This window comes from Mycobacterium hainanense, from assembly GCF_041890355.1.
Taxonomy (GTDB): domain Bacteria; phylum Actinomycetota; class Actinomycetes; order Mycobacteriales; family Mycobacteriaceae; genus Mycobacterium; species Mycobacterium hainanense.
Window position 1 is genome coordinate 1,014,509 of record NZ_CP169059.1, and the last position, 15,367, is coordinate 1,029,875.

Genomic DNA, 15,367 nt, shown 5'->3' on the forward strand with positions numbered 1-15,367 from the left:
CGGTCTAGCGCTGTCCCCCCGAGCGCACGCCGAGCAGCACGTCCTCCCAGGCGGGGATGACCGGCTTACCCCGGCGGGTGTGCACCGGCTGCTCCGGGGGAGCGGGCTGCTCTTCCGGAGCAGCGGCGGCCGGCTTCGCCGGCTCCTCGAAGTCGACGTGGGACACCCGCGCGAGCGGCCGCAGCGGACGGTCGAAGTTCGGGTCGATCAGCTCCTTGGCCGCGTCGTCGATGGCGGTGACGGTTCCGCCGTGCGCGCCGGGGGCATAGGAGAAGTGTGCGATGTTGTCGGACCGGCCGGCCTTCCAGGCCAGCTGCACGGTCCAGCGGCTGTCCTCGTTGCGCCAGGCGTCCCAGCTGAGCCTGTCGGGCTCCAAGCCGCGGGTCACCAGGGCGGAGCTCACCGTCTCCAGCAGGGTGAGGACCGCGGGGCCGTCGGCGAGCACCGGATGAGCGGCCGTTGCCAACTCCGCGGCGCGCGCGCGTTCCAGCAACACCGGATGCGCGAACCGGCGGACCCGTGAGATGTCGGAGCCCGACGCCGCGGCCACCTGCTCGACCGACGCGCCGGCCCGGATTCTGGCTTGAATCTCTTTAGGGCTCAACATGTTTGTGACCTGTATGTCGAGTTGCGGTTGCTCCGGCGACGCGGTCTCGCCGCGCACGGCGGCTTTCAGCTGATCGTCGATCGCGAGCTTGAACGGTCCCCCCCGGTCGCCGGCTTCACAGATGATGTGTTTGCCGTCGGCATCGACCCCGACCATTTTGAGTTCCCGCATGGTTTCTCCTCGCAGGCTCCGTGCAGGTCGACGGACCCGTCTCGTGCGCACTCTAGTTCAGCTAACGCCCACAACCGGTGCTGACACGCTGGGCGGTTGCGTGCCGATTGCGAGGTGGACGGTGCCGGGCTAGAGCCTCTCGACCACCCAGTCGATGCACTGGGTCAGGGCGCTGACGTCGTCGGGGTCGACGGCCGGGAACATTCCGACCCGCAACTGGTTGCGGCCGAGCTTGCGGTACGGCTCGACGTCGACGATGCCGTTCGCCCGCAAAATCTTCGCGACCGCCGCGGCGTCGACGTCGTCGACGAAATCGATGGTGCCCACCACCTGGGAACGCAGGGCGGGATCGGCGACGAACGGCGTGGTGTAGGGCCGCTCCTGGGCCCAGGAATACAACCGTTGGGACGAGTCGGCCGTGCGCTTGACGGCCCACTCCAGTCCGCCGTTGCCCAGCATCCAGTCGATCTGCTCGGCCATCAGCGCCAGGGTGCCGATCGCCGGGGTGTTGTACGTCTGGTTCTTCAGGCTGTTGTCCACTGCGATCGGCAGCGACAGGAAGTCGGGGACCCAGCGACCGGATCCGGCAATGGACTCCACCCGCGCCAGGGCGGCCGGGCTCATGATGGCCAGCCACAGGCCCCCGTCGCTGGCGAAATTCTTCTGCGGCGAGAAGTAGTAGGCATCGGTCTCGGCGATGTCCACCGGCAGGCCGCCCGCGCCGGAGGTCGCGTCGATGGCGACCAGGGCGTCGCCCGAGCCGGCGGGGCGGCGGATCGGCACCGCCACACCGGTCGACGTCTCGTTGTGCGCCCAGGCGATCACGTCGACCGAGGGGTCGCTTTGCGGCTCGGGTGCGCTGCCGGCATCCGCCTTGATGACGACGGGGTCCCCGACGAAGGGATTGCCCGCGACCGCAGAGGCGAACTTCGAGCTGAACTCGCCGAAGGACAGGTGCAGCGAGCGCTTGTCGATCAGCCCGAACGCCGCCGCGTCCCAGAACGCCGTCGCGCCGCCGTTGCCGAGGATGACCTCATAACCGTCCGGCACGGAGAATAGCTCGGCCAGCCCCGACCGGACCCGCCCCACCAGGTTCTTGACTGGCGACTGCCGGTGCGATGTGCCGAAAAGCGGGGCCGCCGTGGTCGTCAACGCGTGCAATTGTTCGGGCCGCACCTTGGAAGGGCCGCATCCGAAGCGGCCGTCGCGGGGTTTGATGTCGGAGGGAACCTCGAGCTGGTCAGCCATGCCCTTCAGGGTAGTGAGCGCAGACGACCGGTCACGCAGCGGTCCGAGCGTCGGCCGCCGCTGCCGGGGCAAAACGCCTGGCCGCGTGAGGTGAGGGGTTTCGTGCCGTGTGAGGCAGGGCACACTCAAACCCTGACCACTGGTCAGGCCACAGTGTCCGCAGGGGGTCTGGAAGATATGCGGTACCTGCGGTACTGTCTGGACATAGCACGTCCAAATGTAAACCTCGCTGGGGAGGGTTGGATATGGCCAGGACACGCATGGTTCGGCGTTGGCGCCGCAATATGGAGGTGCGCGACGACACCGAGTACGTCAACACGCTCGCCACACTGTCCGAGGGGTCGGTGCGACGGAACTTCAACCCCTACACCGACATCGACTGGGACTCGCCGGAATTCGCCGTCACAGAGAACGATCCCCGGTGGATCCTGCCGGCGACCGACCCGTTGGGTCGTCATCCCTGGTACCAGGCGCAGTCCGACGAGCGCAAGATCAAGATCGGCATGTGGCGCCAGGCCAACGTCGCCAAGGTGGGGTTGCACTTCGAGTCGATCCTGATCCGCGGCCTGATGAACTACACGTTCTGGGTGCCGAACGGGTCCCCGGAATACCGGTACTGCCTGCACGAATCGGTCGAAGAGTGCAACCACACCATGATGTTCCAGGAGATGGTCAACCGCGTCGGCGCCGACGTCCCGGGCATGCCGCGCGTGCTCAAGTGGCTCTCGCCGTTGGTTCCGCTGGTGGCCGGTCCGTTGCCGGTGGCGTTCTTCATCGGCGTGCTCGCCGGCGAGGAGCCGATCGACCACACGCAGAAAAACGTTCTGCGCGAGGGTAAGTCGCTGCACCCGATCATGGAGCGGGTGATGGCCATCCACGTGGCCGAGGAGGCGCGGCACATCTCCTTCGCCCACGAGTTCCTGCGCAAGCGGGTGCCGCAACTGACGCGCCGACAGCGATTCTGGACGGCGCTGTACCTGCCGCTGACGATGAAGGTGCTGTGCCGCGCGATCGTGGTGCCGCCCAAAGCATTCTGGCAGGAGTTCGACATCCCGCGCGAGGTGAAGCGGGAGCTGTTCTTCCGTTCGCCGGAATCGCGCAAATGGCTGAGCGACATGTTCGGTGATGTCCGGATGCTGGCCCACGACACAGGGCTGATGGAGACGCGTTCCGCGCGGCTCATGTGGCGGCTGTGCAAGATCGACGGCAAGCCGTCGCGTTACCGCAGCGAGCCGCAGCGTCAGCACCTGGCCGCGGCGCCGGCCGCCTAGGCCCCGCTCAGGTAATCGCCTATGCCGCACGTCATCACCCAGTCGTGCTGTAACGACGGGTCCTGTGTTTTCGCCTGCCCGGTGAACTGCATTCACCCCACGCCCGATGAGCCCGGCTTCGCCACCGCGGAGATGCTCTACATCGATCCGGTGGCGTGTGTGGACTGCGGCGCGTGCGTGAGCGCCTGTCCCGTCGGCGCGATCGCGCCGGACACCCGGCTGGACACCAAGCAGTTGCCGTTCGTCGAGATCAACGCATCCTTCTACCCGGAGCGACCCGAGGGCGAGAAATTGCCCCCGACGTCGAAGCTGGCCCCGGTGATCCCGGCCGCCCAGGTGCGTGCTCGCCGCCGGCCGCTGACCGTGGCCATCGTCGGGTCGGGGCCCGCGGCCATGTACGCCGCCGATGAACTGCTCACCCAGCCTGGCGTGCGGGTCAACGTCTTTGAGAAGCTGCCGACGCCCTACGGTCTGGTGCGCGCCGGGGTGGCGCCCGATCACCAGAACACCAAGCGAGTCACGCGGCTATTCGATCGAGTCGCCGGTCACCGCCGCTTCCGGTTCTACCTCAACGTCGAAGTCGGCAAGCACCTGAGCCACGCCGATCTGCTCGCCCACCACCACGCCGTGGTGTACGCCGTCGGGGCCCCCGACGACCGTCGCCTGGCCATCGAGGGCATGGGTCTGCCGGGCACCGGAACCGCTACCGAATTGGTTGCGTGGATCAACGGGCATCCCGAGTTCGCCGGTCTGCCAGTCGATCTCAGCCACGAGCGGGCGGTGATCGTCGGCAATGGAAACGTCGCACTAGACGTGGCCCGTGTGCTGACGGCGGACCCCGACGACCTGGCCCGCACCGACATCTCCGATCGTGCGCTGGCGACGCTGCGCGCTTCGGCGGTCCGCGAAGTGGTGGTCGCCGCGCGGCGCGGCCCCGCCCAGTCGGCGTTCACGCTGCCCGAACTGATCGGCCTCACGGGCTCGTCCCATGTTGTGCTCAGCGCGGCCGACCACGAACTGGTGGCGGCCGACCTCGCTGCCACGACGGACGGCCTGACGAAACGCAAGCTGGAGATCCTGACCGCGCTGGGCGACGACTCGTCGCCGGCCCAGGGAAACGGGCGACCGCGGATCCGGCTGGCCTACCAGCTCACCCCGAAGCGGGTCCTGGGTGGGCAACGCGCCACCGGGGTGGAGTTCGAAGTCACCGGCGGCGAGGAGTTGCGCCGGCTGGACGCGGGCCTGGTGCTGACGTCAATTGGCTACCGCGGCAAGCCGATTGCGGGTCTGCCGTTCGACGAGTCGGCGGCTGTCGTTCCCAACGACGGTGGGCGGGTGGTCGACCCCGCCTCCGGGGAGCCGGTGTCCGGCGCCTACGTCGCGGGTTGGATCAAGCGCGGCCCGAGCGGATTCATCGGCACGAACAAATCGTGTTCGCTGCAGACCGTCCACGCCCTGGTCGCCGACTTCAATGCCGGCAGGCTCGGCGACCCGGTCGGGGAGCCCGAGGCGCTGGCCGAGCTGATGCGCGACCGCCAGCCCGACGCCGTCGATGCCCGTGGCTGGCGCGCCATCGACGCCGCCGAGATCGCCCGCGGCGGCGCCGACGGCCGGCCGCGCGCCAAATTCACCGAGGTGGCCGACATGCTTGCCGCCGCTGCCACCGCCGGGCCGCCGCCGCGGCGCCGGCTGCTGGACCGCCTGCTCGGCTAGCCGGCGCCCTGCCCGGCCATCGCCGCCTGGATCTCGTCGTAGCCGACCTCGCGGACCGGCTGTCCCATCGACCAGTGGTGGCCGAACGGGTCCGCGACCACGCCGTAGCGGTCACCCCAGAACTGATCGTCCAACGGAGCGACCACGGTGGCGCCCGCGTCGAGCGCCCGCTGGAACTTGGCGTCGACGTCGGTGACCGTCAGGTGGATGGTGACCGGGGTGCCGCCCAACGACTTGGGCGTCATCGACTTGCCGCCACACACCTCGGGGAAGTCGTCGTTGAGCATGACCAGAAAGCCGTTGATGCGCACCGCGGCGTGGACCAGCTTTCCGTCCGGACGAGGCACACGCCCGATCTCCTCGGCGCCAAAGGCCTTGACGTAGAAGTCGATCGCCGCGGCCGCGTCGCCGACCACCAGGTGCGGGGACAGGGCGGGTTCGATGTTGATCGCCATTGTGGTTCTCCTTGCTGTCGGTTCCCAGGCCGGCCTCGGGCGGGCAGGCCCGCGAGTTATGACTGCGCCCGCGACACAAACTCATCGCGGCGACACTCATTTAATCGCGGGGCACCGACAACAGGGCGCGCCTCAGGCGTGGGTAAGGCTGCGGTCCCAACCCTCGACGGATTCCGGGCTGCGCGGTCCGGGTCCCACATAGATGGCCGACGGGCGAACCAGCTTGCCCAGCCGCTTCTGCTCGAGGATGTGCGCGCACCAGCCCGCGGTGCGCCCGCAGGTGAACATCGCGGGCATCATGTTGGCGGGGACCTGGGCGAAGTCCAGGATCACCGCCGCCCAGAACTCGACGTTGGTCTCGATGGCGCGGTCCGGACGGCGCTCGCGCAGCTCGGCCAGGGCCGCCTGCTCCAGCGCGACCGCGACCTCGTGGCGCGGCGCGCCGAGCCGCTCGGCGGTCGCGCGCAGCACCCGCGCCCGCGGGTCCTCCGCGCGGTAGACGCGGTGTCCGAAACCCATCAGCTTGTCGCCGCTGTCCAGGATCCTCTTGACCAGGCCGCGGGCGTCGCCGGTGCGCTCGACCTCTTCGATCATCGGCAGCACGCGGGCCGGCGCGCCACCGTGCAACGGTCCGCTCATGGCCCCGATCGCCCCAGACAACGCAGCCGCGACGTCGGCCCCGGTCGAGGCGATCACGCGCGCGGTGAAGGTCGAGGCGTTCATGCCGTGTTCGGCGGCCGACACCCAATAGGCGTCGATCGCCTCGACGTGCCGCGGGTCCGGCTCGCCCTGCCAACGCGTCATGAAACGCGCTGTGACGGTTGAGCATTCGTCGATCACCCGCTGGGGAACCGCCGGCTGGTAGATGCCGCGGGCGGACTGCGCGACGTAGGACAGCGCCATCACCGACGCCCGGGCCAGCTGATCGCGCGCCGTGGTGTCGTCGGTGTCGAGCAGGGGCCGGTAGCCCCAGATCGGCGCCAGCATCGCCAGGCCCGCCTGCACGTCGACGCGCACGTCGCCGGTGTGGATGGGGAGCGGGAACGGCTCGGCGGGCGGCAATCCGTGGCCGAACTTGCCGTCGACCAGCAGGGCCCACACGTCACCGAAGGTGACCTGCTGGTTCACCAAGTCTTGGATGTCGACGCCGCGGTAGCGCAGGGCACCGCCGTCTTTGTCCGGTTCTGCGATCTCGGTCGTGAAGGCGACCACGCCTTCCAGGCCGGGGACAAAATCTTCGGGGACCACAGTCATAGGCAAAATTCTCGCACCCCACCCTCGGGCCGACGCTACCGGCCGGTAGCAAGCCCCGGTAGCGTTGGCGCGATGGCAGGACCAGACCCCGACCACCTGCAAAGGATGCGCGTGGAGTACGGATCGGTGGAAAAGGACGGCAGTCCCGATCTCGACGCGGATTGGCTCGACGACGGCTGGGTTGCCTTGTTGCGCAAATGGATCGACGAAGCCGAGCGGTCCGGCGTTGCCGAACCCAACGCGATGGTGCTGGCCACCGTCGCCGACGGCAAGCCGGCGAGCCGATCGGTGCTGTGCAAGAGTGTGGACGAGTCCGGGATCACATTTTTCACCAACTATGACTCGGCCAAGGGCGCCGACCTGGCCGCGACGCCGTACGCGGCGGTGACCTTTCCCTGGTACCAACTGGGACGGCAGGTGCACCTTCGCGGTCCGGTGAGTAAGGTCACGCCGCAGGACACCCTGGACTACTGGTCCAAGCGGCCGCGTGGCTCTCAACTGGGCGCTTGGGCCTCGCAGCAGTCCCGGCCGATCGCGTCGCGCGCGGCGCTGCTCGACCAGCTGGCGGAGGTGACCGCGCGGTTCGCCGACCAGGATCAGATCCCGGTTCCGCCCGGCTGGGGCGGTTATCTGCTCGCTCCGGAGTCGGTCGAATTCTGGCAGGGGCGGGAGAACCGGTTGCATAACCGGATCCGGGTCACCGGCGATCGGGTCGAACGCCTCCAGCCCTAGCCCGAGCCCAGGGTCGGTGCGACGCCGCAGACTCGACCCCGGGCAGGCGCGCGAACGCGACAACGACTACCTTCACCTATAAGCACCTAGTCAGGGCAGCCATACCAGCCAGAGCGCAAAGGGGTTCTCGTGGCCGACACCGACGACACCGCAACTCTGAAGTACCCGGGGGGCGAGATCGATCTCGAAATCGTTCACGCCACCGAAGGTGCTGACGGCATTGCGCTCGGTCCCCTGTTGTCCAAGACCGGGCACACCACCTTCGACAACGGCTTCGTCAACACCGCCGCCTGCAAGAGCGCCATCACCTATATCGACGGCGACGCCGGGATTCTGCGGTACCGCGGCTACCCGATCGAGCAGCTCGCCGAGAAGTCGACCTTCATCGAGGTCAGCTACCTGCTGATCTACGGCGAGCTGCCCGACTCCGACCAACTCGCCGAGTTCACCAAGCGGATCCAGCTGCACACCATGCTGCACGAGGACCTCAAGCGCTTCTTCGACGGCTTCCCCCGTAACGCCCACCCCATGCCGGTGCTGTCCAGCGTGGTGAACGCGCTGAGCGCGTACTACCCCGACGCGCTCGACCCGATGGATAACAACCAGGTCGAGCTGTCGACGATCCGGCTGCTCGCGAAGCTGCCCACCATCGCGGCGTACGCCTACAAGAAGTCCGTCGGTCAGCCGTTCCTCTACCCGGACAACAACCTGTCGCTGGTGGAGAACTTCCTGCGGATGACGTTCGGGCTGCCGGCCGAGCCGTATCAGGCCGATCCCGAAGTGGTGCGGGCGCTGGACATGCTGCTCATCCTGCACGCCGACCACGAGCAGAACTGTTCGACGTCGACGGTGCGGCTGGTGGGGTCGTCGCGGGCCAACCTGTTCACCTCGATCTCCGGTGGCATCAACGCCCTGTGGGGGCCGCTGCACGGCGGCGCCAACCAGGCGGTGCTCGAGATGCTCGAGCAGATCCGCGAAAGTGGCGACGACGTCAGCGAGTTCGTCCGCAAGGTGAAGAACCGCGAAGAGGGCGTGAAGCTGATGGGCTTCGGCCACCGGGTCTACAAGAACTACGACCCCCGCGCCCGCATCGTCAAGGAACAGGCCGACAAGATCCTGGCCAAGCTCGGCGGCGACCCGCTGCTGGACATCGCCAAGGAACTGGAAGAGGCGGCGCTGACCGACGACTACTTCGTCGAGCGCAAGCTGTACCCGAACGTCGACTTCTACACCGGGCTGATCTACCGGGCCCTGGGCTTTCCGGTCCGGATGTTCACCGTGCTGTTCGCGTTGGGCCGGCTGCCCGGCTGGATCGCGCACTGGCGTGAGATGCACGACGAGGGCGACAGCAAGATCGGCCGTCCACGCCAGATCTACACCGGCTACACCGAGCGCGACTACAAGACCATCGACGCGCGCTAGTCAGAGCGCGTCGAGTCACAGCGAGGCCAGCACCGACATGGCGGCGTTGTGCCCGCCGATGCCCGAGACCGCACCCCCGCGGCGGGTGCCCGAGCCGCACAGCATGATCCGCTCGTGCGCGGTGGCCACTCCCCACTGCCGCGCCGGCGTGTCCAGCGGGTCGTCATCGTCGGCGAACGGCCACGCCAGGCCGCCGTGGAAGATGTTGCCGGCAGTCATCCGCAGCGTGCGATGCAGGTCGAGGGTGGTCGTCGTCTCGATGCAGGGGCGTCCGTGCGCGTCGGGCAGCAACAGTTCCTGAATGGGTTCGGCCAGAACGGAATTCAGGGACGCCAGCACCGACTCGGTCAGCCGGTCGCGCAGCGCGCCGGAATAGGTGCCGTCGAACAGCGAGTGCGGGGTGTGCAGGCCGAACACCGTCATCGTGTGGGCGCCCGACTCGCGCAGGTCGGCTGACAAGATGCTCGGGTCGGTCAGCGAATGGCAATAGGCTTCGCAGGGCAGCGGATCCGGAACATGCCCGGCGGCAGCCCGCGCGTACGCCGTGTCCAGTTGTGTCCATGCCTCGTTGACGTGAAAGGTCCCGGTGAACGCCTGCTCGGCCGTCACCGCGTCGTCCCGCAACCGGGGCAGCCGCCGCAGCACCATGTTGACCTTGACCTGCGCTCCCTGGGCGGGGGCGGGCGGTCGTTCCCCGAGCAGGCCGGCCAGCACCGTCGGCGTCACTCCCGCGAGGACGAACCGGGCCCGGATGACCTGCTCCTCGTCGCGGGCACGGAACCGGACCAGACCGTCCGGTTCGACGGCGTAAACCTCGACGCCGGTGGTGATTTCGGCACCGTGACCGACGGCAGCGGCTGCCAGGGCCTCAGTCAGCGCGCCCATCCCGCCGACCGGGACATCCCAGTCCCCGGTCCCGCCACCGAGCACGTGGTACAGGAAGCAGACGTTCTGGATCAGCGACGGGTCGTCGAGGCGGGCGAAGGTTCCGATCAGCGCATCGGTCGCGATCACGCCGCGGACGACGTCGTTGCCGACGGCCGCGGCGATGGCACGCCCGATCGGCTCGTCGATCAACGCGTGCCACGCGGCCGCCGCATCGCCGCCTGCGGCGACCCGCCGGCGCGCCTGTTCGCGAGTGCACAGCGGTTCCAGCAGCGTCGGCCAGAGCCGCTGGGTCACCAGCCGGCAGCGTTCGTAAAAGGCGGCGAACCCGTGCTCGTCGGGGCCGGCGCCGATCGCGGCAAACGCGTCGCCGGCCGCCCCGATCAGCAGCCCGCGGCGACCGCCCGTGGCGGGATCCGGCGTGTAGGAGGAGTACCGTCGCCGGGCCAACCGCACCCCGGCGCCCAGGTCGTCGCCGATGCGGGGCGGCAACAGGCTGACCAGGTAGGAGTACCGCGACAGCCGCACACCGACCCCGTCGAACGCCCGCGCCGAGACGGCGGCTCCGCCGACGTGCCCGAGCCGCTCCAGCAACCGCACCCGTAGGCCCGCCCGGGCCAGGTACGCCGCGGCCACCAGGCCGTTGTGGCCGCCGCCTATGACGACGGCGTCGACATCCGCGGCGTGGCTCAGCTCAGGTAGCCCTCGACCTCGTCGGGCGGCCGCACCTCGGCCTCGCGAGGGTCACCGCCGCTGTCGCGCAGCGCGCGACGCTGCCGCAGCAGGTCCCAGCACTGGTCCAGCTCGACCTCGAGCCGCCGCAGGCGTTCGTGCTCTTCCGATTCGGAGATGTCGCGTTGTTGCAGCTGCGCCCGCAAGGCTTTCTCCTCGGAGACCAGGTCGCGGATGTGTGCCAGGGTTTCGTTGTCGGTCGGTTTCTTGCCGTTGGCCATCGCTCCAGTGTGCCCGACCCGGCAGGGGCCGGCTCGGTAGGTCACCCGTGGCCGGCCGCGCGGACAGGCGTCCGCGCGGAGCCCATGAAAAGTGTTGTGCCCGTGACGAAGTCGCGTTAGTTCGGGCCGGGGAGCCGCAGCACCAGTCGGGCGCCGCCCAGCGGGCTGCTTTCCAGTGCCGCCGTCCCGCGGTGCAGGTGGGCCTGCTGGGCCACCAACGCCAGCCCCAGCCCCGAGCCCGAATGCGAGGCGGTCGACCCGCGGGAGAACCGCTCGAACACCACGTCGCGTTCGTCTTCGGGCACGCCGCTGCCGTTGTCGTCGACGGCGATCTCGACGCCGGCGCGCGAGGTGACCGCCGAGAGCTGGACACGGGTGGCGCCGCCGTGCTTGACGGCGTTGGCGATCGCGTTGTCCACCGCCAGGCGCAATCCGGCCGGCAAGCCGACGATGATGCACGTCGGCGACGGCACCAGCGACACGTCGAGGTCGGGGTAGATGCGCATCGCGTCGTGGGCGGCACGGTCAAGCAGCTCGGTGATGTCGACGGGCACGTGATCGTCGGAGGTAGACAGTTCGCCCTGGGCCAACCGTTCCAGGGCGCTCAAGGTGGCTTCGATCCGGGACTGGGTGCGGATGACGTCGCTGAGCACCTCCTTGCGTTGGTCGTCGGTCATATCCAGCGTGGACAGCACCTCGAGGTTGGTGCGCATCGCGGTCAGGGGGGTGCGCAGTTCGTGCGAGGACACCGCGGCGAAGTCGCGGGCCGACGCCAGCGCCTCCTTGGTCCGGTTCTGCTCGTTCCAGATGCGCTGCAGCATGCCCCGCATGGCCTCGGCGATCTCAACGGCCTCGGTGGCGCCGTGCACCTCGACCCGCGGTGCCTCGTCTCCCGCGTCGATCGATCGGGTCTGCTGGGCGAGCTGTTTGAACGGCCGCACGGCGAACGCGGCCAGCGACCAGGCGAATACGGCGGCCGCGCCGATGGCGAAGCCACAGATCAGCAGCACCCGCCGGTGCAGGTTGTTGGTCTCGGCGAGGGTCGCCTCATAGGTCGCGCCCACGGCCAGCGACGTGGGCTCCGGCGCGGGAATCGTCACCGTGCGCACCCGATACCGCACCCCGTTGACGTACGCGTCGCCGTAGTCGACGTCCAGCTTGGGCAGCGTCACGTTGGAATTCGACGTGACCAGGTCGCCGCGGCGGATGGTCATGATGGCGTCGTTGTCGTTGGGGGAGCGCGGGATTTCGTGGAGGCCGCGCGGCAGAAAGGGGATGGCGAAGCCCGCGGCCTCGTCGAGGCGGCGGTCCAGCCGTTCTTTGCGATCGTTGGTGATGCCCACCCAGACGACCACGCCGACGATGAGTACGGGAATGGCGGCGCCGATGACCGTCGCGACCACAACCCGGGCGCGTAGCGACGGTGTACGGGTCAGGATCCGGGACAGAAAATTCATGGCCGCCTGGTTACTGCATGCGCAGGACGAACCCAACTCCGCGGACCGTGTGCAGCAGCCGGGGACCGCCGTTGGCCTCGAGCTTGCGGCGCAGATAGCCGATGAACACGTCGACGACGTTGGTGTCGGCGGCGAAGTCGTAACCCCACACCAGCTCCAACAGCTGCGCGCGGGACAGTACCGCGGTCTTGTGCTCGGCCAGCACGGCCAGCAGGTCGAATTCCCGCTTGGTCAGGTCGACGTCGACGCCGTTGACCCGGGCGCGCCGGCCGGGAATGTCGACCTCCAGCGGGCCCACGGTGATGGTCTCCGAGGAGGAGGTTGCGGTCGCGCCGCGGCGGCGCAGCAGTGCCTTGACCCGCGCGACGAGCTCGGCCAGCACGAACGGTTTGACCAAGTAGTCGTCGGCGCCGGCCTCCAGGCCGGCCACCCGGTCGTCGACCGAGCTGCGGGCGGAGAGCACGCAGACCGGCACGTCGTTGTCCATCGCCCGGAGCGCGGTGACGACGCTGACGCCGTCCAGCACGGGCATGTTGATGTCGAGCACGATCGCGTCCGGGCGGGTCTCGGTGGCGCTGCGCAAGGCTTCGGCGCCGTCCACCGCGGTCGACACCTCGAATCCGGACAACCGCAGGCCGCGTTCCAGCGAGGCGAGCACATCGGAGTCGTCGTCGACGACCAAGACGCGAGGCGAAATCCCACCAGTGTCCATGCTGCCCATCTTGCCTGATTGTCGGACGGGACGGTGCCGTGGATGGTCCGCCGGTGCCCAAATGGTTACGCTTTCGACGCTGCGCCGAAACTGCCGGCTGGTATCGGCGTGCGGACGAAATGGGATGCCGTCCATCGGGATTCGCTCGGATGCGGCAAGTCGTGCCGCGTGCGTGCGGGTTTGGCTGATTGGGCCGGAGTCCGCTCGACCGCACCGCCGGCCGCCGGGGCGCGCTGGGGCTGGGCGCGATCTCAGGGCAAGCCGATGCGGCGGTAACGCCGCAATCGGGTGGCCAGCCGCTCGCCCGCCGGTAGCGCGCGCAGCCCGTGCACCTCGGCGGCGATGGCGCGCGAGAGTCGCTGGCAGAACTCGACCGGTTCGTCGGCGGCATCGGGGTGCTCCGGCACCACGGCGTCGACTATCCCCGACGCCAACAGATCTCGCGACCGAATGCCTTGCGCGGCAGCCAGTTCGGGCGCGTGATCGGTGTCGCGGAAGACGATCGCGCTGGCGCCTTCCGGCGGCAGGGGCGCCAGCCAGCCGTGCAACGCGGCCAACACCCGATCGGCGGGCACCATCGCCAGCGCCGGCCCGCCGCTGCCCTGGCCGAGCAACACCGACACCGTCGGGGTATCGAGCGTGACCAGCTCGGCCAGGCACTGGGCGATCTGGCCGGCCAGCCCGCCCTGTTCGGCCTCGGCCGACAACGCGGGCCCCGCGGTGTCGATCACCAGCACCAGCGGCAGGCGCAGCTCGGCCGCCAGGGCCATGCCGCGCCGGGCCTCCCGCAGCGACGCGGGGCCCACCATCCCGCCCGTCACGCGCTGCTGTCCCAGGACCACCGCGGGCTGACCGGCGAAGCGGGCCAGGGCCAACAGGGTCGTCGCCGCTTCCCCCAGCCCCGTCCCCGACAGCAGCACCAGATCGGTGGCGCCGTGGCGCAACAGCAGACCGACCCCCGGGCGGTCCGGGCGGCGCGACGCCACCACGGAGTCCCATGCCGGCACGTCGGGGATCGGTTCGGGCGGCGGCGCCGCCGGTAGCGGTTCGGGCGGATCGGCGATGACGGTCAGCGCGCGGCTGAGCATCCGGCGCAGCTCGTCAACGGCGGCGACACCGTCGATCACGCCATGACGGTGCAGGTTCTCCGCCGTCTGGACCCCCTCGGGGAAGGGTTCGCCGTAGAGCAGCTGGTACACCCGGGGCCCGAGAAACCCGATCAGGGCACCTGGCTCGGCGACCGTGACGTGGCCCAGCGAACCCCACGACGCGAACACTCCGCCGGTGGTCGGGTTGCGCAGGTAGACCAGGTAGGGCAGGTGGGCCTGCTTGTGCAGGCGCACCGCCGCGGCGATCTTCACCATCTGCAGGAAGGCGACGGTGCCCTCCTGCATGCGGGTGCCGCCGGAACTCGGCGAGGCCAGCAACGGCAGGCCCTCGGCGGTCGCCCGCTGCACCGCGGCGGTGATCCGTTCGGCCGCAGCCACCCCGATCGAGCCGCCGAGGAAGCCGAACTCACACACCACGACCGCCACCCGCCGCCCGAAAATGCGGCCCTCGCCCGTCAGCACCGATTCGTCCAGGCCGGTGGCCGCCCGCGCGTCGGCCAACTCCCGCGAATACGCCTCGCTGACCGGGATGGCGAGCGGGTCTCCGTCCCAGCGGACGAAGGAACCGTCGTCGAGCACCGCGTCGCGCAGCTGAGCAGCCGTGATACGACTCACGACACGAGGCTATATAGGGTGGCAGCCATGATCGGTGTTACCCAGGCCGAGGCCGTGCTGACGATCGAGCTGCAGCGGCCCGAGCGCCGCAATGCGCTCAACTCCGAACTCGTCGAGGAGCTGCGGGAAACCTTCCAGAAGGCCAGCGACGGCACCGTTCGGGCCATCGTGCTGACCGGCCAGGGCACCGCGTTCTGCGCCGGCGCGGACCTGAGTGGCGACGCGTTCGCCGCCGACTACCCCGACCGGCTCATCGAGCTGCACAAGTTGATGGATGCCACGCTGATCCCGGTGATCGGTGCCATCAACGGCCCAGCGATCGGCGCGGGCCTGCAGCTGGCGATGCGATGCGATCTACGGGTCGTCGCGCCGGAAGCATTCTTTCAGTTTCCGACCTCGAAATATGGCCTGGCGCTGGATAATTGGAGCATCCGTCGGTTGTCCTCGCTGGTCGGTCATGGGCGCGCCAGCGCGATGCTGCTGACCGCGGAGAAGCTGACGCCCGAAGTGGCCCTGCAGTGTGGATTGGCCAACCGCATCGGGACACTGGCCGACGCCCAGGCCTGGGGCGCCGAGATCGCGGGCCTGGCACCGCTGGCGATCCAACACGCCAAGCGGGTGCTCAACGATGACGGTGCCATGAACGACTCGTTGCCGGTGCACAAGGAGCTCTTCGACAAAGCGTGGGCGAGCCAGGACGTCATCGAAGCCCAGGTGGCCCGCATCGAGAAGCGACCGCCGAAGTTCACGGGGGCCTGACCGT

Annotated in this window: 14 protein-coding genes; 5 read left to right on the forward strand and 9 right to left on the reverse strand. The window is 69.2% G+C overall.

Features of this window, described 5'->3' with window-relative positions; translation table 11 throughout:
• Positions 1-4 precede the first annotated feature (4 nt).
• Both sepH and serC read right to left on the reverse strand, forming a co-directional pair.
• On the reverse strand, positions 5-778 hold the full coding sequence (gene sepH, locus ACEL92_RS04900) for a septation protein SepH (RefSeq protein ID WP_374024514.1): 774 nt from the start codon (positions 776-778) through the stop codon (positions 5-7).
• 129 nt (positions 779-907) lie between these two features.
• Positions 908-2,026: a phosphoserine transaminase gene (serC, locus tag ACEL92_RS04905; protein ID WP_374024515.1), complete on the reverse strand. Its 1,119-nt coding sequence runs from the start codon at positions 2,024-2,026 to the stop codon at positions 908-910.
• A gap of 245 nt (positions 2,027-2,271) precedes the next feature.
• Between serC and ACEL92_RS04910 the strand changes: the two genes are divergently transcribed.
• Together ACEL92_RS04910 and ACEL92_RS04915 are read left to right on the forward strand one after the other, a co-directional pair.
• Entirely contained in the window at positions 2,272-3,297 is a 1,026-nt protein-coding gene (locus tag ACEL92_RS04910) for a diiron oxygenase (RefSeq protein ID WP_374024516.1), read from the forward strand.
• A 21-nt stretch (positions 3,298-3,318) separates the two neighbouring features.
• The gene (locus ACEL92_RS04915) at positions 3,319-5,010 is read left to right on the forward strand and encodes an FAD-dependent oxidoreductase (protein ID WP_374024517.1); all 1,692 of its coding nucleotides are present in this window, start codon (positions 3,319-3,321) and stop codon (positions 5,008-5,010) included.
• Here the strand turns inward: ACEL92_RS04915 and ACEL92_RS04920 are convergent.
• Both ACEL92_RS04920 and ACEL92_RS04925 read right to left on the reverse strand, forming a co-directional pair.
• Positions 5,007-5,465 (reverse strand): VOC family protein, encoded by a 459-nt coding sequence (locus ACEL92_RS04920; RefSeq protein WP_374024518.1) that lies wholly within the window; start codon positions 5,463-5,465, stop codon positions 5,007-5,009. The genes ACEL92_RS04915 and ACEL92_RS04920 overlap by 4 nt on opposite strands.
• Positions 5,466-5,597: 132 nt before the next feature.
• The gene (locus ACEL92_RS04925) at positions 5,598-6,719 is read right to left on the reverse strand and encodes a citrate synthase 2 (protein WP_374024519.1); all 1,122 of its coding nucleotides are present in this window, start codon (positions 6,717-6,719) and stop codon (positions 5,598-5,600) included.
• Between the two features lie 72 nt (positions 6,720-6,791).
• Between ACEL92_RS04925 and pdxH the strand changes: the two genes are divergently transcribed.
• Together pdxH and ACEL92_RS04935 are read left to right on the forward strand one after the other, a co-directional pair.
• Positions 6,792-7,451, forward strand: a complete 660-nt coding sequence (gene pdxH / locus ACEL92_RS04930) for a pyridoxamine 5'-phosphate oxidase (protein ID WP_374024521.1) — start codon at positions 6,792-6,794, stop codon at positions 7,449-7,451.
• A 129-nt stretch (positions 7,452-7,580) separates the two neighbouring features.
• On the forward strand, positions 7,581-8,873 hold the full coding sequence (locus ACEL92_RS04935) for a citrate synthase (RefSeq protein ID WP_374024522.1): 1,293 nt from the start codon (positions 7,581-7,583) through the stop codon (positions 8,871-8,873).
• A gap of 15 nt (positions 8,874-8,888) precedes the next feature.
• On the opposite strand, the gene ACEL92_RS04940 is transcribed toward ACEL92_RS04935, so the two are convergent.
• From ACEL92_RS04940 to ACEL92_RS04960, 5 genes are all read right to left on the reverse strand, one after another.
• On the reverse strand, positions 8,889-10,451 hold the full coding sequence (locus tag ACEL92_RS04940) for a phytoene desaturase family protein (protein WP_374026082.1): 1,563 nt from the start codon (positions 10,449-10,451) through the stop codon (positions 8,889-8,891).
• Positions 10,448-10,711, reverse strand: a complete 264-nt coding sequence (locus ACEL92_RS04945; protein ID WP_374024523.1) for a DUF2630 family protein — start codon at positions 10,709-10,711, stop codon at positions 10,448-10,450. The genes ACEL92_RS04940 and ACEL92_RS04945 overlap by 4 nt, the downstream gene beginning before the upstream one ends.
• Before the next feature lie 116 nt (positions 10,712-10,827).
• The gene (locus ACEL92_RS04950) at positions 10,828-12,168 is read right to left on the reverse strand and encodes an ATP-binding protein (protein ID WP_374024524.1); all 1,341 of its coding nucleotides are present in this window, start codon (positions 12,166-12,168) and stop codon (positions 10,828-10,830) included.
• A gap of 10 nt (positions 12,169-12,178) precedes the next feature.
• On the reverse strand, positions 12,179-12,889 hold the full coding sequence (gene prrA, locus ACEL92_RS04955; RefSeq protein WP_374024526.1) for a two-component system response regulator PrrA: 711 nt from the start codon (positions 12,887-12,889) through the stop codon (positions 12,179-12,181).
• Positions 12,890-13,131: 242 nt separating this feature from the next.
• On the reverse strand, positions 13,132-14,604 hold the full coding sequence (locus ACEL92_RS04960) for a carboxyl transferase domain-containing protein (protein WP_374024528.1): 1,473 nt from the start codon (positions 14,602-14,604) through the stop codon (positions 13,132-13,134).
• Between the two features lie 27 nt (positions 14,605-14,631).
• Between ACEL92_RS04960 and ACEL92_RS04965 the strand changes: the two genes are divergently transcribed.
• On the forward strand, positions 14,632-15,363 hold the full coding sequence (locus ACEL92_RS04965) for an enoyl-CoA hydratase (protein WP_374024529.1): 732 nt from the start codon (positions 14,632-14,634) through the stop codon (positions 15,361-15,363).
• The last annotated feature ends 4 nt before the right edge of the window (positions 15,364-15,367 follow it).

Excerpts from the sequence above, each read along its gene's own strand:
- sepH (WP_374024514.1), bottom strand. The coding sequence starts at position 778 with ATGCGGGAACTCAAAATGGTCGGGGTCGATGCCGACGGCAAACACATC.
- serC (WP_374024515.1), bottom strand. The coding sequence starts at position 2,026 with ATGGCTGACCAGCTCGAGGTTCCCTCCGACATCAAACCCCGCGACGGC.
- ACEL92_RS04910 (WP_374024516.1), top strand. The coding sequence starts at position 2,272 with ATGGCCAGGACACGCATGGTTCGGCGTTGGCGCCGCAATATGGAGGTG.
- ACEL92_RS04915 (WP_374024517.1), top strand. The coding sequence starts at position 3,319 with ATGCCGCACGTCATCACCCAGTCGTGCTGTAACGACGGGTCCTGTGTT.
- ACEL92_RS04920 (WP_374024518.1), bottom strand. The coding sequence starts at position 5,465 with ATGGCGATCAACATCGAACCCGCCCTGTCCCCGCACCTGGTGGTCGGC.
- ACEL92_RS04925 (WP_374024519.1), bottom strand. The coding sequence starts at position 6,719 with ATGACTGTGGTCCCCGAAGATTTTGTCCCCGGCCTGGAAGGCGTGGTC.
- pdxH (WP_374024521.1), top strand. The coding sequence starts at position 6,792 with ATGGCAGGACCAGACCCCGACCACCTGCAAAGGATGCGCGTGGAGTAC.
- ACEL92_RS04945 (WP_374024523.1), bottom strand. The coding sequence starts at position 10,711 with ATGGCCAACGGCAAGAAACCGACCGACAACGAAACCCTGGCACACATC.
- ACEL92_RS04950 (WP_374024524.1), bottom strand. The coding sequence starts at position 12,168 with ATGAATTTTCTGTCCCGGATCCTGACCCGTACACCGTCGCTACGCGCC.
- prrA (WP_374024526.1), bottom strand. The coding sequence starts at position 12,889 with ATGGGCAGCATGGACACTGGTGGGATTTCGCCTCGCGTCTTGGTCGTC.
- ACEL92_RS04965 (WP_374024529.1), top strand. The coding sequence starts at position 14,632 with ATGATCGGTGTTACCCAGGCCGAGGCCGTGCTGACGATCGAGCTGCAG.